Annotated in this window: 20 protein-coding genes; 10 read left to right on the top strand and 10 right to left on the bottom strand. The window is 66.5% G+C overall.

Features of this window, described 5'->3' with window-relative positions:
* The 3 genes from minC to minE form a co-directional block, all read left to right on the top strand.
* Positions 1–440 (top strand): septum site-determining protein MinC (gene minC / locus IG169_RS14100; protein ID WP_193176858.1); only part of this gene is annotated, 440 nt, incomplete at its 5' end.
* A gap of 31 nt (positions 441–471) precedes the next feature.
* Complete coding sequence (minD, locus tag IG169_RS14095; protein WP_193176857.1) at positions 472–1,287, top strand: septum site-determining protein MinD; 816 nt, start codon at positions 472–474, stop codon at positions 1,285–1,287.
* Positions 1,284–1,547 (top strand): cell division topological specificity factor MinE, encoded by a 264-nt coding sequence (gene minE, locus IG169_RS14090; RefSeq protein ID WP_193176856.1) that lies wholly within the window; start codon positions 1,284–1,286, stop codon positions 1,545–1,547. The genes minD and minE overlap by 4 nt, the downstream gene beginning before the upstream one ends.
* Positions 1,548–1,647: 100 nt before the next feature.
* On the opposite strand, the gene IG169_RS14085 is transcribed toward minE, so the two are convergent.
* Genes IG169_RS14085 through IG169_RS14075 form a run of 3 tightly spaced genes read right to left on the bottom strand, consistent with a single transcriptional unit; the run spans position 1,648 to position 5,442 of the window.
* Complete coding sequence (locus tag IG169_RS14085) at positions 1,648–3,900, bottom strand: xanthine dehydrogenase family protein molybdopterin-binding subunit (protein ID WP_193176855.1); 2,253 nt, start codon at positions 3,898–3,900, stop codon at positions 1,648–1,650.
* Complete coding sequence (locus IG169_RS14080; protein WP_193176854.1) at positions 3,893–4,951, bottom strand: FAD binding domain-containing protein; 1,059 nt, start codon at positions 4,949–4,951, stop codon at positions 3,893–3,895. The genes IG169_RS14085 and IG169_RS14080 overlap by 8 nt, the downstream gene beginning before the upstream one ends.
* Positions 4,948–5,442, bottom strand: a complete 495-nt coding sequence (locus tag IG169_RS14075) for a (2Fe-2S)-binding protein (protein WP_193176853.1) — start codon at positions 5,440–5,442, stop codon at positions 4,948–4,950. Before IG169_RS14075 ends, IG169_RS14080 begins: the two co-directional genes overlap by 4 nt.
* 175 nt (positions 5,443–5,617) lie before the next feature.
* Here IG169_RS14075 and IG169_RS14070 point away from each other — a divergent pair, with 175 nt between their 5' ends.
* A complete protein-coding gene (locus IG169_RS14070) occupies positions 5,618–6,214 on the top strand; it encodes a TetR/AcrR family transcriptional regulator (RefSeq protein WP_246717383.1) in 597 nt (198 codons plus the stop codon).
* Between the two features lie 9 nt (positions 6,215–6,223).
* On the opposite strand, the gene paaE is transcribed toward IG169_RS14070, so the two are convergent.
* Genes paaE through paaA form a run of 5 tightly spaced genes read right to left on the bottom strand, consistent with a single transcriptional unit; the run spans position 6,224 to position 9,890 of the window.
* Positions 6,224–7,300: a 1,2-phenylacetyl-CoA epoxidase subunit PaaE gene (paaE, locus tag IG169_RS14065; RefSeq protein WP_193176852.1), complete on the bottom strand. Its 1,077-nt coding sequence runs from the start codon at positions 7,298–7,300 to the stop codon at positions 6,224–6,226.
* A gap of 17 nt (positions 7,301–7,317) precedes the next feature.
* The gene (paaD, locus tag IG169_RS14060; protein WP_193176851.1) at positions 7,318–7,842 is read right to left on the bottom strand and encodes a 1,2-phenylacetyl-CoA epoxidase subunit PaaD; all 525 of its coding nucleotides are present in this window, start codon (positions 7,840–7,842) and stop codon (positions 7,318–7,320) included.
* Positions 7,836–8,588: a 1,2-phenylacetyl-CoA epoxidase subunit PaaC gene (gene paaC, locus IG169_RS14055; protein ID WP_193176850.1), complete on the bottom strand. Its 753-nt coding sequence runs from the start codon at positions 8,586–8,588 to the stop codon at positions 7,836–7,838. The genes paaD and paaC overlap by 7 nt, the downstream gene beginning before the upstream one ends.
* Positions 8,589–8,604: 16 nt before the next feature.
* Positions 8,605–8,889, bottom strand: coding sequence for a 1,2-phenylacetyl-CoA epoxidase subunit PaaB (paaB, locus tag IG169_RS14050; protein ID WP_193176849.1), 285 nt, complete (start codon positions 8,887–8,889; stop codon positions 8,605–8,607).
* Between the two features lie 5 nt (positions 8,890–8,894).
* The gene (gene paaA, locus IG169_RS14045) at positions 8,895–9,890 is read right to left on the bottom strand and encodes a 1,2-phenylacetyl-CoA epoxidase subunit PaaA (RefSeq protein ID WP_193176848.1); all 996 of its coding nucleotides are present in this window, start codon (positions 9,888–9,890) and stop codon (positions 8,895–8,897) included.
* A gap of 95 nt (positions 9,891–9,985) precedes the next feature.
* Between paaA and IG169_RS14040 the strand changes: the two genes are divergently transcribed.
* Positions 9,986–10,399, top strand: coding sequence for a PaaI family thioesterase (locus IG169_RS14040; RefSeq protein ID WP_193176847.1), 414 nt, complete (start codon positions 9,986–9,988; stop codon positions 10,397–10,399).
* Here IG169_RS14040 and IG169_RS14035 read toward each other — a convergent pair whose 3' ends face one another.
* Positions 10,400–11,263: a PaaX family transcriptional regulator gene (locus IG169_RS14035; RefSeq protein WP_193176846.1), complete on the bottom strand. Its 864-nt coding sequence runs from the start codon at positions 11,261–11,263 to the stop codon at positions 10,400–10,402.
* An 82-nt stretch (positions 11,264–11,345) separates the two neighbouring features.
* Positions 11,346–13,376, bottom strand: a complete 2,031-nt coding sequence (gene paaZ / locus IG169_RS14030) for a phenylacetic acid degradation bifunctional protein PaaZ (RefSeq protein WP_193176845.1) — start codon at positions 13,374–13,376, stop codon at positions 11,346–11,348.
* A gap of 122 nt (positions 13,377–13,498) precedes the next feature.
* On the opposite strand from paaZ, the gene paaG reads away from it, so the two are divergent.
* From paaG to IG169_RS14005, 5 genes are read left to right on the top strand one after another with little or no spacing between them, the layout of a single operon-like run.
* Positions 13,499–14,290 carry a 2-(1,2-epoxy-1,2-dihydrophenyl)acetyl-CoA isomerase PaaG gene (gene paaG, locus IG169_RS14025; RefSeq protein ID WP_193176844.1) on the top strand — a complete coding sequence of 264 codons (792 nt, stop codon included), beginning with the start codon at positions 13,499–13,501 and terminating at the stop codon, positions 14,288–14,290.
* A gap of 8 nt (positions 14,291–14,298) precedes the next feature.
* Positions 14,299–14,739 carry a hydroxyphenylacetyl-CoA thioesterase PaaI gene (gene paaI / locus IG169_RS14020; protein ID WP_193176843.1) on the top strand — a complete coding sequence of 147 codons (441 nt, stop codon included), beginning with the start codon at positions 14,299–14,301 and terminating at the stop codon, positions 14,737–14,739.
* A 39-nt stretch (positions 14,740–14,778) separates the two neighbouring features.
* On the top strand, positions 14,779–16,089 hold the full coding sequence (gene paaK / locus IG169_RS14015; protein WP_193176842.1) for a phenylacetate--CoA ligase PaaK: 1,311 nt from the start codon (positions 14,779–14,781) through the stop codon (positions 16,087–16,089).
* Between the two features lie 7 nt (positions 16,090–16,096).
* The gene (locus IG169_RS14010; RefSeq protein WP_193176841.1) at positions 16,097–16,759 is read left to right on the top strand and encodes a TetR family transcriptional regulator; all 663 of its coding nucleotides are present in this window, start codon (positions 16,097–16,099) and stop codon (positions 16,757–16,759) included.
* Entirely contained in the window at positions 16,756–18,726 is a 1,971-nt protein-coding gene (locus IG169_RS14005; protein WP_193176840.1) for a 3-hydroxyacyl-CoA dehydrogenase NAD-binding domain-containing protein, read from the top strand. Before IG169_RS14010 ends, IG169_RS14005 begins: the two co-directional genes overlap by 4 nt.
* Positions 18,727–18,758 lie beyond the last annotated feature (32 nt).

Below are 18,758 nucleotides of genomic sequence, written 5' to 3'. Positions count from 1 at the left end.
GCGGCGGGCGCCCGGCCCCCGATTTCGAAGCACCGGAGGCAAGAACGCCGGGCGCCGATCAGGCCAGGCCGGCGGCCGCTTCGCGCCGTCCGGAATGGAAGCCGGGAAGAACGGTGCCCTCGATCATCGTCACCGAACCGGTGCGTTCCGGACAATCGCTGATGTTCGAAGGCGACATAACCGTTGTCGGATCGGTCGCGTCGGGCGCGGAAGTCGTCGCCGGCGGGTCGATCCATATCTACGGAACCTTGCGCGGACGGGCCGCGGCGGGCTCGATGGGAGACGCCTCCGCGCGCATCTTCTGCCGCAAGCTCGAAGCGGAACTGATTGCGATCGGCGGCCTCTACAAGACCTCCGAAGACCTGGAGCCCGAACTGCGCGGGCAGTCCGTCCAGCTCTGGCTCGAAGGCGATTCGATTTTGGCGGAAACATTCAACTGAGCCGATGAGCGGCCGGAAAAAGGAGAAGGCAATGGGTAAGGCGATCGTTGTGACATCCGGCAAGGGCGGTGTCGGCAAGACGACGACCACGGCGGCTCTCGGCGCCGCACTGGCGCAGCGCGACGAGAAGGTCGTGGTCGTGGATTTCGACGTCGGCCTGCGCAATCTCGATCTGGTCATGGGCGCCGAGCGGCGCGTGGTCTACGACCTGATCAATGTCATCCAGGGCGAGGCCAAGCTGCAGCAGGCGCTGATCCGCGACAAGCGGCTTGAAAACCTCTATCTGCTGCCGGCATCGCAGACCCGCGACAAGGACAAGCTCACGCCCGAGGGCGTCGAGGAAGTCATCACGGCGCTGAAGAAGAATTTCGACTGGGTTATCTGCGACAGCCCGGCCGGCATCGAGCGCGGGCCGACCATGGCGATGCGCCATGCCGACATCGCGATTGTTGTGACCAATCCGGAAGTCTCCTCGGTCCGCGACTCCGACCGCATCATCGGCCTGCTCGACGCCAAGACCGTCAAGGCCGAACGCGGCGAGCGCGTCGAAAAGCACTTGCTCCTCACCCGCTACGACCCGGCCCGCGCCGAATGCGGCGACATGCTGCAGGTCGACGACGTCCTGGAAATCCTGTCGATCCCGCTGCTCGGCATCATACCCGAAAGCATGGATGTCCTGCGCGCCTCGAACCTCGGCACGCCGGTGACGCTGGCCGACAAGCACAGCGAAACGGCGCAGGCCTATTTCGAGGCCGCGCGGCGATTGACCGGTGAAGCCGTGCCGATCACGATCCCGAGCGACAGACGCGGATTCTTCGGCAAGTTCTTCGGAAGGAAGGCCGCATGAATATCCTCCGCCTCTTCGTCAGGCCGAAATCGGCTTCGACAGCGCGCGAGCGATTGCAGGTGCTGCTCGCCCATGAAAGGGCATCGGTGGGCGGCAACGACCTGGTCGCTATTCTCAGGGACGAAATCCTTGCAGTCATCTCCAAGCACGTGAAAGTCGACGACAACAAGGTCTACGTGAAGCTGGAGCGCGGCGCGCAGGTCTCGACTCTCGAAGTCGACGTCCAGATCCCCTTCGACACGAACCGGCGGGCGGCCTGACAAGGGCCGCTCCGCAACACCGAACGAAAAACCGCCCGCCGGAAATTCGGGCAGGCGGTCTGCTTTCGTGGCGGCCGGTTCCCGCCCGCCGCGATCCGGCCTAGCCGATCAGATCCTCGATGCGGATCGGATACCGGCGCACCCGCACGCCCGTCGCATGCCAGATCGCATTGGCGATCGCGCCCACCGTGCCGGTGATGCCGATTTCGCCGACGCCCTTGATCCCGAGTACGTTGACGTATCGGTCGTCCTCGTCGATCAGCAGCGCCTCCATGGCCGGAATGTCGGCATGGACCGGGATGTGATAGCCGGCGAGATCGGCATTGACCGGACGGCCGGTGCGGCGGTCATGGATCGCCTCCTCGTGCAGGGCGAAGGACAGACCCCAGATCATCCCGCCATAGAGCTGGCTCCTCGCCAGTTTCGGATTGATGATCCGACCGGCCGCAAACGCGCCGACAAGCCGCGTGACCAGCACCTGGCCGAGATCGGGATCGACCTTGACCTCCGCAAAGACCGCGCCGTGCGAGAACATCGCCCGCGCCTCCGCATCGGCCGGATCGCGTCCGCCCGTTCCGCTGCCTTCGAGGCTTTCCATGCCCGAACGGGCGAGGATGTCGCCATAGCCTTCGCTGCGGGTCTCGTCCTCACGGTGCCAGAGCCGGCCCTCGCGCGCCTCGACACCCGCATTGCCGGCGCCGAACAGCGGCGACGCCGGATCGTTGACGGCGATCTCGGCCAGCTTGGCAATCGCGTCGGTCCCCGCATTGTGAAGCGCGCTGCCCGCCGTGGCGGTGTGGCCGGAGCCGCCGGCGACCCCGCCGTCGGGAAGATCCGAGGTGCCCGAGCGGAATTCCACCTGCTCGATATCGAGGCCGAGGGAATCCGCCGCGATCTGCGCCAGCGCCGTCCACGCGCCCTGCCCCATGTCGGCGGCGGCCGTCTCCACCAGCGCCGTGCCGTCGGCGCGCAGGGTCGCGCGCGCCTCGGCCTGGAACATCGGCGCCGGGAACAGGGCGCTGCCCATGCCCCAGCCGACCAGCCGTCCGGCATCGTCGGTCATCTGCCGCGGCGCCAGCGGACGGCCCGCCCAGCCGAAGCGTTCGGCGCCCTGCGCGTAGCATTCCCGCAACGCCTTGGCGGAGAACGGCCGGCCCGTCGCCGGGTCGGTCTCGGCATAGTTGCGCAGCCGCATCTCCAGCGGGTCGATCCCGATGGCCGCCGCGGCCTCGTCCAAAGCGCATTCCAGCGCCGCCGAGCCGGACGCCTCGCCGGGCGCGCGCATCGGGCCAGGCGTGCCGGTGTCGACCCGCACCGCGCCGTGCCGGGTCGAGATCGCCGGGCTGGCATAGAGATTGTGTGAGGCATTGGCAGCGGGCTCGATGAACTCGTCGAAACTGCTGGTCGTTGCCACCGCGTGGTGTTCCAGCGCGGTCAGCCTTCCCTCGGCATCGGTTGCGAGCCGCAGACGCTGCCGCGTCGCCCCGCGATGGCCGACCGGTCCGAACATCTGGTCGCGCGGCAGCGCCAGCTTGACCGGGCGCTGCAGCATCCGCGCGGCGCGGATGCAGAGGATCTGCGGCCCCGCGAGGATCGCCTTGGAGCCGAAACCGCCGCCGAGAAACGGACTGCGCAGATAGACGTTCTCCGGCGGGATGCCGAAAAAGGCCGCATAGGCCGCCCGGGACAAGACGATCGCCTGGTTCGGCGTATCGATGGTCAGCGTGTCGCCGTCCCATTCGGCGACGATCGCATGCGGCTCCATCGCGTTATGATACTGGGCCGGCGTCTCGTATTCAGTGTCGACCAGATGCGCCGCCGCGGCAAGGCCGGCGGCAAGGTCGCCGCGATCGAAATCCGGCGCGCCGCCGACCCCGACGGTGGCCGGGGCGTATGGCTCTCCATTGTCAAAGCCGATCCGGGCCGGCTCGGTCTCGTAGACCGGCGCGAGAAGCCGCGTTCCCTCGGTCGCCGCTTCCAGCGTCTCGGCGAGGACGAGAGCGATGGGTTGCTTGGCATAGCGCACGCGATCGTTCTGCAACGCGTCGAAGCGGAAGCCGAACAGCCCGTGCTTTTCGTCCGGATCGAGCGCCAGCGGCGGGCAGTTCGCGGGCGTGATCACCTCGACCACGCCCGGATGCGCCTTAGCCGCCTCGACGTCGAGCGAGACGACCCGGCCGCGCGCGATCGTGCTGACCGCCACGACCGCATGCAGCAGGTTTTCGGGATGGTTGTCGGCGGCGAAGGTCGCCGCGCCGGTGACCTTGAGAAAACCGTCGCGCCGGGTCAGCGGCTGGCCGCTCGACGAGCCGAAACGGACTTGCGCGCTCGGAAATGGAATCGTGTCAGGCATGAATGGATACTCCGGTGTCAGAGCTGAAGACGGATGCCGGCAATGCGGGCACGCTTTCGGGCGTACCGGCTGCGGCGAGAAGAAAGGCGCGGGTCACGACCCGCCTGGCGAGTTCGATCTTGAAGGCGTTGTCTCCGGAGGGTTTGGCATCGGCGAGCGCCGCTTCCGCTGCCCGCGCGAAGCTCTCCGCGGTCGGCTCCGCGCCCCGAAGCAGCGCCTCCGCCGAACGCGCCCGCCAGGGCCTGGCGGCGACGCCGCCGAGCGCGAGACGGGCTTTTCCGATCGTCCCGTCCTCGATCTGCAGCGCGGCAGCGGCAGAGACGAGCGCGAAGGCGAAGGAGGTGCGCTCGCGCAGCTTGAGATAACGGGACCGGGCGCGGAAATCCGCCGCCTCCGGCGGCAGGCGCAATCCGGTGATCAGTTCGCCGCCGGCCAGCACGCTTTCATGCTCGGGCGTTTCGCCCGGAAGCAGATAAAACTCTTCCAGCGGCATTTCGCGGCGCCCTTCGGGCCCCTCGATCTCCACGACAGCGTCAAAAGCGACGAGCGGCACGCAGAAATCGGATGGATGCGTGGCGATGCAGGCGTCCGACCAGCCGAGGACGGCATGGGTGCGGTTCTCGCCTTCGAGCGCGTCGCATCCGGCACCGGGATCACGCCGGTTGCACACGCTGGCCGGGTCGGCGAGATAGGCGCAGCGCGTGCGCTGCATCAGGTTGCCGCCGACCGTGGCCGCATTGCGCAGTTGCGCCGAGGCGCCCGAAAGCAGCGCCTCGGCGACCGCCGGATAGGCCGCCGCGAAATCCGGCGCGCGCGCCAGGTCGGCATTGCGCACCATCGCGCCGATGCGCATCCCGCCCTCGGAGAGGGTTTCGATGCGGTCGAGGCCGGGCAGACGGGTGATGTCGACGAGCTTGCCGGGCGTCAGCGCGCCGGTCTTCATCAGGTCGAGCAAGTTCGTGCCGCCGGCAAAATAGGCTGCGCCGGGTTTGGAGGCCGCGGCGACGGCTTCGGCCACCGATGCGGGCCTTACATAGTCGAACAGGTTCATGCGGCCTTCCCTTCTTCTCCGGCGACGCGCTTTTGCGCATCGAGCACGGCTTCGATGATTCCGGCATGCGCGCCGCAACGGCACAGATTGCCGCTCATGCCCTCGCGGACGCGGTCGGGGTCGTCCCCTGCGTCGCCCTCGAGGATCAGGCCGACCGCGCTCATGATCTGGCCCGGCGTGCAGAAGCCGCACTGGAAGCCGTCATGTTCGATGAAGGCCGACTGGACGGTGGCGAGCCGGCCGCCGACGGCGAGGCCTTCGATGGTCATCACCTCGGCGCCGTCCAGACTGGCGGCAAGCGCAAGGCAGGCATTGATGCGCCGCCCGTCCACCAGCACGGTGCAGGCGCCGCACTGGCCGCGGTCGCAGCCTTTCTTGGTTCCCGTCAGGTGCAGCCGCTCGCGCAGGAGGTCGAGCAGCGTTACCCTCGGGTCTTCGAGCACGACGTCCTTCCGGTCGCCGTTGATGGTAAGCGTTACGGACAGAGACATGTTCGCTCCGATCGTTCGGGGTCTGAGATTTGGGTCGACGTAGAAGGTCGTCTGTGCGACGTGAAAAGGCCCCTCATAAAGGGCGCGGCACCGCGTACATGTCTCGGGAAGATATGCATCGGCCGCCTGAACAATTTATACGGAGGGTGCCTCCGTTTTGCAAGCGAAAAATGCTATGACTGGAAAGATGGAACAGGAATCCGAAAAGGCAACCCGCAAACCGAGGGCAGATTCCCTGCGAAACCGGGAGAAGTTGCTCGCCGCGGCGCATGATGTCTTCAGCGCGGGCGGACCGGATGCGAGCCTCGAAAAAGTGGCGAAGACAGCCGGCGTCGGCATCGGCACGCTTTACCGGCACTTCCCGACTCGCGAAGCGATGTTCCAGGCCGTCTACAAGCGCGAGGTCGATCAGCTCGTCGAGCTGGCCGCGAGGCTTGCCGAGGAAAAGCCGCCCTTCGAGGCCCTGCGCCAATGGCTGCACGCCCAGATAGGAATGGTCGCGACGAAGAAGGGCATGCTGGCCGCCCTCACCCCGGCCGCCGGAAGTTCCGATGCGCTATATGCAGATTCCTCCGCCCGGATGCTTGCCGCAATCGGCAGGCTGATGGCGGCCGCCATCGAGGCGGGCGAGATTCGCGACGACCTTGCGCCCGAAGACGTCATGCGCGCGCTGCTCGGCATGTGCTACACGCGAGAGCAGGCGGGCTGGCAGGAAAAGGTCATCCGGCTGATGGACGTGTTCCTGGACGGACTGAGAATACGCGGGGACTGAACGGACGGCTCACACCGCGTCGAAATCCAGCACCAGCTTCTCCGAGGTCGGCCGCGCCTGGCAGGCAAGAATGTAGCCGGCCTCGGTTTCCCACGGCTCGAGCGAGAAATTGGCGTCCATCTCGGCGGAGCCTTCCACCACCTTGCAGCGGCAAGTCGCGCACATGCCACCCTTGCAGGAAAATGGCAGGTCGATCCCCTTGGCGGCGGCGGCATCGACGACCTTCTTCGACGGATCGTCGAAGGCGAAATTCTTCGATACGCCGTCGAGGATCACCTCGACCGTGGCGCCCTTCTGCGCGGCTTCGAGCGCCGCCTTCGACGCCTTGTGCGGCGTGCCGTCGGCCGTGAAGCGTTCGAAATGGATGCGGCCGCGGTCCGCGCCGAGCGCCGCGACGGCGTCGGCCGCCTCGTCGATCAGTTCGCCCGGTCCGCAGATATAGATGCCATCCGCCTCGCCCGGCTGGATCAGCCCGGCGCTGGCCAGCTTCTCGAGCCGCGCGGCATCGATGCGGCCGTTGAACAGCGGTACGTCCTGCGTCTCGCGGCTGAGGATATGCACGGTGCGGAAGCGGTCGAGGAAGCGGTCCTTCAGGTCTTCCAGTTCCTCGCGGAACATGATCGAGGCCGTCTCGCGGTTGCCGTAGACCAGCGTCACCTCGCTCATCGGCTCGCCCTCAAGCGTCGAGCGGATGATCGACAGCACGGGCGTGATGCCGGAGCCGGCGGCGATCATCAGGTAGTTGTTGGCGGCGTTTTCCGACACGTCGACGGCAAAGCGGCCCTGCGGCGCCATCACCTGGATGACATCGCCCGCCGCCAGGTTGTCATTGGCGAAAGCCGAGAAGACGCCGCCCGGCACCTTCTTGATGCCGACGCGCAGCCGTCCCTCGCTCAGGCCCGAGCAGATCGAATAGGAGCGACGCACATCCTCGCCGCCGATCGTCGTGCGCAGCGTCAGGTGCTGGCCCGGCTTGTAGCGGAAGGCCTCGCGCAACGCCTCGGGCACGTCGAAGGCGACGCACACCGAATCCGGCGTCTCGCGGGTGATATCGGCAACGGAAAGTTCGTGGAATTGCGTGGACATGGGAAACGACCGTTTTCCTAGATGCATTTGAAATAGTCGAAAGGCTCGAGACAGGCCGAGCAGCGGTAGTGCGCCTTGCACGGCGTCGAGCCGAATTCCGAGACCCGCTCGGTGTCGGTCGAGCCGCAACGCGGGCACGCGACAGTGGTTTCGCCGAACAGCGAACGGATCGAGCCGGACGCCTCGACCGGCGGTGCGATGCCGTATTCGCGCAGTTTCTCGCGCGCTTCCTCGCCGATCCACTCAGTCGTCCAAGCCGGCGACAGGACGCGTTCGACACGCGCCTCGAAGCCTGCTTCGCGCAGCGCGGTCTCGATCGAAAGCTCGATGGCCAGCGTCGCCGGGCAGCCGGAATAGGTCGGCGTCACCTTGGCGACGGCGGCGCCGTCGTCGGCGATCTCGACCGAACGCAAAATGCCGAGATCGGCGACCGTCACGCAGGGCACTTCCGGGTCGGGCACCGCGGCAGCGGCGGCCCAAGCCTTCGCCTGCGTCGCCTTCGCCTGCGCTTTGGCGCGATCGACAGCGGTATCGGCTACCATGTCAGCCCCGGATAGGTGCGCTGCATGTGCTGCAACTCGGCAAGCAGATGACCCATATCCTCGCTGTGGACGCCCTTGCGGCCGCCCGAATGCTGCCAGGCTTCGCCCGGCAGGGCGAGCTCGGCTTCGGCGAAGACATCGGCGATGGTGCGCTCCCATTCGGCCTTCAGCGACGCCGGATCGGGCGCAATGCCGGCCTTGGAAAGCGCGTCCGTCACCGCGTCGGTCTCGAACAGTTCGCCGGTATAGGGATAGAGCGCCTCGACCGCTGCGGCCATGCGGCGCGCGCTCTCTTCGGTGCCGTCGCCGAGACGGATCGTCCATTCGGCGGCGTGGCGCACGTGATAGACGGATTCCTTGACCGCCTTGGCGGCGATCGCGGCCAGCGTCTCGTCGGTCGATTTCGCCGCCTCGCGCCACCATCCATGCATGAAGACCGAGAAATAGAGCTGGCGCAACACGGTCTGCGCGAAGTCGCCGTTCGGGCGTTCGACCAGCAGGAGGTTATGATACTCGCGTTCGCGCCGCATATAGGCGAGCGCATCCTCGTCGCGGCCCTTGCCCTCGATCTCGCCGGCATAGGTATAGAGCGAGCGCGCCTGGCCGATCAGGTCGAGCGCGATATTAGGCAGCGCCAGGTCTTCCTCCAGCGTCGGCGCGTGGCCGCACCATTCGGAGACCCGGTGGCCGAGGACCAGGTGATCGTCGGCAACCCGCAGCAGCAGTTCGAAAAGTTCTTTCTTCATGGGACCGTCCCGGCGCTCACATATGCCCGACTTCGTCGGGGATCTCGTAGAAGGTCGGATGCCGGTAGATCTTGTCGGCGGTCGGCTCGAACAGCGCGTCCTTGTCCTTCGGATCGGACGCCGTGATCTCGGCCGACGGCACGACCCAGATCGAGGTCCCCTCGCCGCGCCGCGTATAGACGTCGCGCGCCGCCTGCAGCGCCATTTCCGCGTCGGCGGCATGCAGCGAACCGCAATGGCGGTGCGCAAGGCCGTTGCGCGGCCGGATGAAAACTTCCCAGAGGGGGGTCTGCGTGGTCATGTCTGTTACTCCGCTGCGATTTTGGTTGCGGCCGCGCGCGCCTTGCGCTTGGCGGCATGGGCCATCGCCGCCTGGCGCACCCATTCGCCGTCTTCATGCGCCTTGCGGCGCGCGGCGATGCGATCCTTGTTCATCGGGCCGCCGCCCTTGACGACGCGCCAGAACTCGTCCCAGTCGATCGGGCCGAAATCGTAGCCCTGCTTTTCCTCGTTCCACTTGCACTCGGGGTCGGGAACGCTGAGGCCGATGAACTCGGCCTGCGGCACGGTCGCGTTGACGAATTTCTGCCGCAACTCGTCGTTGGAGAAGCGCTTGATCTTCCACTTCATCGACTGGTCGCCATGCTGGCTTTCGCTGTCGTGCGGACCGAACATCATCAGCGACGGCCACCACCAGCGATTGAGCGCGTCCTGCGCCATTTCCTTCTGCTCGGCGGAGCCGTTGGCCAGCGTCATCATGATCTCGTAGCCCTGGCGCTGGTGGAAGCTCTCTTCCTTGCAGACCCGGATCATGGCGCGCGAATACGGCCCGTAGGAACAGCGGCACAACGGGATCTGGTTCATGATCGCCGCGCCGTCGACCAGCCAGCCGATCGCGCCGATATCGGCCCAGGTCAGCGTCGGGTAGTTGAAAATCGAGGAATATTTCGCCTTTCCGGACAGAAGTTCCTCGGTCATCTGCTCGCGGCTGACGCCGAGCGTCTCGGCCGCCGAATAGAGATAGAGCCCATGGCCGCCCTCGTCCTGCACCTTGGCGAGCAAAGCCGCCTTGCGGCGCAGCGACGGCGCGCGCGTGATCCAGTTGCCTTCCGGCAGCATGCCGACGATTTCGGAATGCGCGTGCTGGCCGATCTGGCGAATCAGCGTGCGGCGATAGCCTTCCGGCATCTCGTCCGTCGGCTCGATTTTCTCGTCGGCATCAACGCGGGCCTGAAACCGCTCCAGAAACGCCTCGTCTTCGTCGGTTGCGGTCTGCGCGCCGATCAGTCCCTGGCTGTACATTGCTCGCTCCGGTGCATATTGAATGTCTGGGATGATGTGTAACAGAATTTTATTAACATGGCAATATTTCGTAACACAATAAGAAAGGGCAGCGCATGGCGTTCGCAGTGAAGGAGGCCGGGGAATTGCTGGCAACGGCTTTCGCGCCGTGGGTCATCGATCTTGGGCTGAAACCGGTGGAATTCACAGCCGAGGGCGGGACGTTCCTGCTGCCGGAAAACAAGACCCTCGTCCATGTCGGCGGCGTCGTGTGCGGCCAGGCGACAGCGGCCGCCGCCGACACCTGCTCCGTGGTGACGCTCGCTGCCGTCAACGGGCGGTTCCGCTTTTGCACCACGGTCGATCTGAGCGTGAAGTTCATGCGCCCGCTGCCGCCGGGCGATGCGGAAGTCCGCGTCACGGTCCTCTCCAACGGCAAGCGCATGGCCTATACCAGCGTCGATGTCGTCGGCGGCAACGGCAAGACGGCCGTCACCTCGATGATGACCTTCGCCTATCTGGAAGACTGATCAGGAAGACCCGAATCGGGCCGCGAAGGCGTCCGGATCGACGAGCGGCGGCAGGCCGGCCGATGTCAGCCACGCCTCGCTCGGGCCTGCAAGCCTCGAATAGATGCTCTTCAATTGCGCCCGCACCTCGCGGCCGAGCCATTCCGGCGGCAGCAGCGCATCGGGCAGCGGGGGCGTGCGCAGAACCATGCGCCGCCATTCGTGGATCAGCAGCGTGCGCGCCGCCAGCGCATCGAGAGGTTGCGGCGAAGCCCCTCCCTCCAGCGCCTCGGCGAGCGGCGCGATGTAACGAGCGAAATCGCGCACCTGCCGGACGATGTCATCGACATTCCAGAGCGCCAGAACGTCCGCCGGCACCGAGACAGCCGTCCCCGAAACGACCAGGAAGCCGTCGAGATTGACCGGCAGTTCGGGTGCGTTGCGGACATCCGGCCGGACCCATGTTCCGCCATGCGATGCGAACCCCGCGGCCTTGAATCCCGGACCGGCCTCGCCGTTTCCGTTGGTCGGAACGGCCACGGTCCACTGCCCTTCCCATTCCGACGGCCGCGCCGCATAGATGCGCTGCGTCGCCTCGTCGAAGGCCCGCTGGCCCTGCGGCGCCAGGCTGTAGTGGCTGAGACGGCCTTCGCGTTCGCGCGTCACCCAGCCCTCGGAGGCGAGCCGCGACAGCGCCGTACGCACTGCACCGGCCTCGATGCCGAGACGGCTCATGATTTCCTGCAGCGTCTGCAGCGGGATCGACCCGCCATGCGGCGCGATGGCGTCGCCGAACACCGTGATGATGACCGACCAGACACGCAGCCTGCCCGGCCCCTGCAGCCGTTCGATAATCGTATCCCACGCCTGAGATCTGTCGGTCATGCCCTGTCCGAATCGCCTTGCAACCCAAAGCGATATATTCCGTCAGGCCATGCAACCGCAAATCGCCCATGAATTGCGGCGATCAGGCGTAGGCGTTCATCGTGTGCAGTTCGTATTCCGCGACTGTCTCGTCGTCCTGGTTGGTCAGGACGACATGCCAGCGCACTTCGCCATAGGTATCGGTGCGCCTGGTCTTGCGCTTGACCGTCAGCGCCACCTTGATCGAGTCGCCCGGGGACACCGGCTTCATGAATTTCAGGCCTTCCAGCCCGACATTGGCCAGAACCGGGCCCGGCGACGGCTCGACGAACAGCCCGGCCGCAAATGACAGCAGCAGGTAGCCATGCGCGACGCGGCCCGGGAAGAACGGATTGGCCTTCGCTGCCTCCTCGTCCATGTGGGCGTAGAACGTGTCGCCGGTGAATTCCGCGAAATGCTCGATGTCCTCTAGCGTGACGGTGCGCGACCTGGTGTGCAGCGTCTCGCCGAGCTGCAGTTCCCCAAACGTCTTGGTAAAGGGATGCCGGTCGGCCTCGAAGGTTTTCGACCCGGGGACGAAGGTACCGGCGACCGCGCCGAGCATGTCCGGGCTGCCCTGGACCGAGGTGCGCTGCATGTAGTGGAAGACGCCGCGCACGCCGCCCATTTCCTCGCCGCCGCCGGCGCGTCCCGGACCGCCATGCGTCAGATGCGGCAGCGGCGAACCGTGGCCCGTCGATTCACCCATGGAATCGCGGTCGTTGATGTAGATGCGGCCGTGCCAGGCCCCTGCCTCCATCGCGACGGCGCGCGCCACCGCCGGATCGTGCGTGATCAGCGACATGACGAGGCTGCCGCCGCCGCGGTTCGCCAGCGCGATCGCATCGTCGAGCGTGTCATAGGCCATGACCGTGGAGACCGGCCCGAAGGCTTCCGTCTCGTGGATCTTGCTGGCGCCGGCCGGATCGGGACAGCGGAACAGCATCGGCGGCACGAAGGCCCCCTTCTGCGCATCCGCGCCCTCGACCGCGAATGCGTTGGGATCGCCATAGACGCATTCGGCTTCCGTGCCGATCACCGCCGCCTTCGCCAGCACGTCGTCGCGCTGGGCGAGCGAGGCGAGCGGCCCCATCCGCACCGCTTCGTTGGCCGGATCGCCGATCACGGTCTTGGCAAGCCGGGCCTTCAGCGCCTCGATGAGATCGCCCTCGACCGCTTTCGGCACGATCATGCGCCGGATCGCAGTGCATTTCTGCCCGGCCTTGGCCGTCATCTCCCTGACCGCTTCCTTGACGAAAAGGTCGAATTCCGGCGTGTCCGGCGTCGCGTCCGGCCCGAGCACCGACGCGTTCAGGCTGTCCTGTTCGGCAATGAAACGGATCGAGTGTTGGAGAATATGCGGCTTCGAGCGCAGCATCAGCGCGGTCGCCGCCGAGCCGGTGAAGGAAACGACGTCCTGCGGGATCAGCCGGTCGAGAAGGTCGCCCGTGCCGCCGGCGATGAACTGCACCGCGCCGTCCGGCAGGATGCCGCTTTCGATCATCATCCGGAAACAGGCCTCGGCGACATAGCTGGTCGCCGTCGCCGGCTTGACGATCGCCGGCACGCCGGCCAGCAGCGTCGGCGCGAGCTTTTCCAGCATGCCCCAGACCGGGAAGTTGAAGGCGTTGATGTGGATCGCCGCGCCCTGCAGCGGCGTCAGGATGTGCTGGCCGAGAAAGGTTCCCTTTTTCGACAATTGCTCGATCGCGCCGTCGACATAGACCTGCGCGTCCGGCAATTCGCGCCGTCCCTTCGAGGCGAAGACGAACAGCGTGCCGATGCCGCCGTCGACGTCGATCCATGCGTCGGCCTTGGTGCAGCCAGCATGCAGCGACAATTCGTAGAGCTTCGCCTTGCGTTCGCCGAGCCAGGTCGCCAGCGCCTTGAGCATGCGCGCCCGGTCATGGAACGTCATGGCCCGCAGTTTCGGCCCGCCGACAGTGCGCGCATGGTCGAGCATCGCCTGGAAATCGAGCGCGGAGCCGGCGACGGCCACCTCTTCCCCGGTCACCGCCGAGGCGATCGCGCGCGCATCCGGTCCCGGCCCGATCCACTTGCCGGCCGCGAAACTTTCCAACATCAATGCGGTCATGAGCGCACATCCTCCCTGTGAAACATCTGCAAACAATATTGACCGGCCGGTCGGTTTATGCAACGATTTTCTCGGCGTCGTGCACAACTCCTGCCGACGCCCTATTCGTGGGAGGCGATGGCGTGAGCGACACAATCCTGACGGCCCGGCATGACGGCTGGGTCGAAATCACCCTCAACAGGCCGGACCGGCGCAATGCTCTCAACGAGGAGATGCATCTGGCGCTGCGCGCAGCGCTGGAAGAGGCAGCCGGCGACGAGACCTGCCGGGCCATCCTCCTGACCGGCAACGGCAAGGGCTTCTGCGCCGGACAGGATCTCGGCGATCGCGATCCGCGCAAGATGGACGGCCCGCCGAACCTCTCCGAGACGCTGAACAAGTTCTACAACCCGCTGATCCGCCTGATCCGTGCCGCACCCAAGCCGGTCGTCTGCGCCGTCAACGGCGTCGCCGCCGGCGCCGGCGCCAACATCGCGCTGGCCTGCGACATCGTGCTGGCCGCCGAATCGGCCAAATTCATCCAGGCCTTCGCCAAGATCGGCCTGATCCCGGATGCCGGCGGCTCCTGGGCGCTGACCAGCCTGCTCGGCGAGGCGCGCGCCAAGGGCCTCGCGCTGACCGGCGAACCGCTTCCCGCCGCGAAGGCCGCCGACTGGGGCATGATCTGGAAAGCCTGCCCCGACGAGGCGCTGATGGACGAGGCCCGCGCGCTCGTCACCGGTTTCGCCAAGGGCCCGACCGTCGGCTACGCGCTGACCAAGGAACTGATCCACAAGGCTTCCGCCAACACGCTCGACGCCCATCTCGACGTCGAGGCCGAATATCAGGGCCGCGCCGGCCGAACGCCCGACTATGCCGAAGGCGTCATCGCCTTTTTCGACAAGCGCGCGCCTGAATTCACCGGAAAGAAATGAGACCGTCCATGCCGATCAGCGATCAGCAGCGCGCCGAAAGAAGCGCAGCCGCCATGTGGGCGAGCGACGATGCCTCGAAATGGTTCGGCATGTCGCTCGACGCCGTCGGCCCCGGCACCGCGACCATGTCGCTGACCGTGCAGGACTGCCAGACCAACGGCCACGACATCTGCCACGGCGGCGTCATCTTCGCGCTCGCCGACTCGGCCTTTGCCTTTGCCTGCAACAGCCGCAACCAGGTCACAGTCGCCCAGTCGAACACGATCACCTTCGTCGCGCCCGGCAAGACCGGAGACCGGCTGACGGCGGTGGCGGCGGAAGTCGCGCGCAGCGGCCGCTCCGGCACCTGGGACGCGACCGTCACCAACCAGGACGGAGCCGTCATCGCGCTGTTCCGCGGCCTGGCGCGCACGATCAGCGGCACCCTCTTCGACGAAGACCAGCAATAGCAATAACAAGCCACCGCCTGCGGGAGGAAACGGAACCCCATGAAAGACATCGCACCGGCACGACACGAACTGGACCCGATCGAGATCGCCTCGCGCGACGAAATCGCCTCGCTTCAGCTTGAACGGATGAAGTGGTCGCTGCGCCACGCCTACGATAACGTCCCCTTCTACAGTGACGCCTTCGACAAGGCCGGCGTCCATCCCGACGACCTGAAGGACCTGTCCGATCTCGCCAGGTTCCCCTTCACCGTGAAGCAGGACCTGCGCGACAATTATCCCTTCGGCATGTTCGCCGTGCCGCGCGAGCAGATCTCCCGTATCCACGGCTCGTCGGGCACCACCGGCAAGCCGACCGTGGTCGGCTATACCCGCAACGACATCGACAACTGGGCGACCGTCGTCGCCCGCTCGATGCGCGCGTCCGGCACAAGGCCAGGCGATGTCGTCCATGTCTCCTACGGCTACGGCCTGTTCACCGGCGGCCTCGGCGCCCATTACGGCGCCGAAAAACTCGGCTGCACCGTGGTCCCGGTTTCCGGCGGCATGACCGCCCGCCAGGTCACGCTGATCGAGGACTTCAAGGCGCATACCATCATGGTGACGCCCTCCTACATGCTGTCGATCCTCGACGAATACCGCGCGCAGGGGCTCGATCCGCGCAACTCGCCGCTGCAGGTCGGCATCTTCGGCGCCGAACCCTGGACCAACGCCATGCGCCAGGAGATCGAGCAGGCCTTCGACATGCATGCCGTCGACATCTACGGCCTGTCGGAGGTGATGGGCCCCGGCGTCGCCAACGAGTGCGTCGAGACCAAGGACGGCCTGCACATCTGGGAGGACCACTTCTATCCCGAGGTGATCGATCCGGTGACCGGCGAGGTCCTTCCCGACGGCGAAAAGGGCGAACTCGTCTTCACCTCGCTGACCAAGGAAGCCTTCCCGATCATCCGCTATCGCACCCGCGACCTGACCCGGCTGCTGCCCGGCACCGCGCGCTCGATGCGGCGCATGGAAAAGATCACCGGCCGCTCCGACGACATGATGATCATCCGTGGCGTCAATGTCTTCCCGACCCAGGTCGAGGAGCAGATCCTGAAAATCCCGGCACTGGCGCCGCATTTCCAGATCGAGCTGACCCGCGAAGGCCGCATGGACGAGATGACCATCCATGTCGAGGCGCTTGCCGACCATGCCGACGAGATCGCCCGCGCCACCGCCGCCGCCGATCTCGGCGAGCGCATCAAGCAGGTGATCGGCATCACCGCCCGCGTCGACGTGACCACGCCGGAAGGCGTCGCGCGCAGCCAGGGCAAGGCGCAGCGCATTCTCGACAACCGTCCGAAGGAATAGCAGCGACGTGGCCCGCACGATCGCCAAGGATCACGACGAGAAGCGCGCCGCGCTTCTCAAGACGGCCGCCGGCTTCTTTGCGGAAAACGGCTACGACCGCGCGTCGATGAGCCAGCTGGCGAAGGTCTGCGGCGTCTCCAAGGCGTTGATCTACCACTATTACGAGAGCAAGGACGCCCTGCTCTTCGACATCGTCCATGCCCACCTGACGGACCTGATCGAGGCGGTCGAGGCAGTCCCGGTCGTCAGCGACGCCACGGAGGCGCTGAACGCGCTTTGCGCGGCCATCCTCGCCACCTATCGCGACGCCGACGCCGAGCACAAACTGCAGCTCGATACCATTTCCGCCCTGCCCGAAGATCAGCAGCGCGAACTGAAGGACCAGCAGCGCCACCTCATCGCCATCATGGCCGACGCAATCCGCGCCACGGCACCTGAGCTGTTCGCCAGCCGGCCGGAACTCCTGAAACCGGCCGCCATGTCGGCCTTCGGCATGCTCAACTGGTTCTATATGTGGCACCGTGAAGGTTCCGGTATCAGCCGCGACGCCTATGCCGGCCTCATCACCGATTTCATTCTGGGTGGCCTTGACCGCATCGCTTCGGGTAAGTCCGGAGCATCCAAAACAGAATCAGTCGAATTCACCCGCAGAAAGTCCGCAGACCGATGACCAATCCCGTTTCCGTGACCGTCGAGGACGGTATCGCGCTCGTCACGATCGACAACCCGCCCGTCAACGCGCTCTCGCTCGCCGTGCGCCAGGGCATCATGGACGCCGTCACCCGGATCGAGGGCGATGCGTCGGTCGGAGCGGCCGTGCTCGCCTGCGCCGGACGCACCTTCGTCGCCGGCGCCGACATCAGGGAATTCGGCAAACCGCCCGTCGAACCGCATCTGCCGGACGTGCTGGCGGCGATCGAGGCCTCGCGCGTCCCCTGGGTTGCGGCGGTCCACGGCACGGCGCTCGGCGGCGGGCTGGAACTGGCGCTCGCCTGCCATGCCCGCATCGCCGATCCGGCCGCCAAACTCGGCCTGCCCGAAGTGACCCTCGGCCTCGTACCGGGCGCCGGCGGCACCGTGCGCCTGCCCCGCCTCGTCGCGCTCGACGACGCCATCGACATGGTCACCTCCGGCAAACCGGTCGGCGCGAAAAAGGCGAACGGGATCGGCCTTGTCGAGCGCATCGCCGACGGCGATCTCCTCGCGGACGCAAGGACTTACGCCGCCGAACTGAATCAATCCGGCAAGCCGGAAGCCGTCTCGGCGCGGCCGCCGCGCGAGGTGCCCGGCGACGATTTTTGGGCCGAGAAGGAAAAGGCCATCGCCGCCAGGGCGCGCGGCCAGGCCTCGCCGGTCGAGGCGCTGCACGCGCTGCGCGACGGCGTCACCCTGCCGGTCCCTGACGCCTTTGCCGCCGAGCGCGCCCGCTTCCTGCGCCTGCGCGACAGCGAACAGGCGGCCGCCTTGCGCTACATGTTCTTTGCCGAGCGCAACACCGGCCGGCCCGCAGACATCGAAGGCGTCGATCCCCTGCCCCTGGATTCCACCGGCGTAGTCGGCGGCGGAACCATGGGCGCCGGCATCGCCGCCGCCATGCTGCTCGCCGGTATGACCGTGGCGCTGGCCGAGCGCGACGCGGACGCCGCCGGCAAGGCGCAGGAGCGCGTCGCCGGCATTCTCGACGGCAGCCGCAAGCGCGGTCTCCTGTCGGACGCCGCCCATGACGACGCGCTGTCCCGCTTTTCCGCGCATGACAATTACGGCGCGCTTGCGGATTGCGACCTCGTCATCGAGGCCGTGTTCGAGGAAATGGGCGTCAAGAACGCTGTCTTCGCCGAGCTCGACCGCGTCTGCCGTCCGGACGCGGTCCTCGCGTCGAACACCTCCTATCTCGACGTCAACGCGATCGCCGAGGCGACGAAGGACCCGTCCCGCGTCGTCGGGCTGCATTTCTTCTCGCCTGCCCACATCATGAAGCTGCTGGAGATCGTGCGCACCGATGCCGCGGCGCCCACGACGCTGGCGACAGCCTTCGCTCTGGCGAAAAAGCTGAAGAAGATCCCGGTTTTGGCCGGCGTCTGCGACGGCTTCATCGGCAACCGCATCATGTCGGCCTATCGCCGCGAATGCGACTTCATCCTCGAGGAAGGCGCGCTGCCGCAGGACGTCGACGCCGCCATGCGCGGCTACGGTTTCGCCATGGGCATCTACGCCGTCCAGGACATGGCCGGCCTCGACATCGCCTGGGCGATGCGCAAGCGCCGCGCCGAGACGCGGCCTTCCGACGAACGCTATTCGAAAATCGCGGATCGTATCTGCGAGCTCGGCCGTTTCGGCCGCAAGACCGGCGCCGGCTGGTTTGCCTATCCGTCAGATGGGGCGAAGGCAGGCCAGCCGGACCCGGCGATCGAGGCGATCATCCTCGAGGAAAGCGCCCGCCTCGGTTACGAGCGCAAGACGTTCACCGCTGACGAGATCATGCAGCGCATCCTGTCGTCGATGCAGGCGGAAGCGCGCGCCGTGCTCGACGAGGGCATCGCGCTAAAACCGTCCGACATCGACGTGACGATGGTGCATGGCTACGGCTTCCCGCGCCACAAGGGCGGGCCGATGTTCGCGGCGGGCATTCGCGACTGACATGATCCGCGATGACGCTTTAAACGGGAGAC

The sequence above is a fragment of the Oricola nitratireducens genome (assembly GCF_014904745.1).
Classification (GTDB): domain Bacteria; phylum Pseudomonadota; class Alphaproteobacteria; order Rhizobiales; family Rhizobiaceae; genus Oricola; species Oricola nitratireducens.
This window is presented reverse-complemented; position numbering and strand designations above follow the sequence as displayed.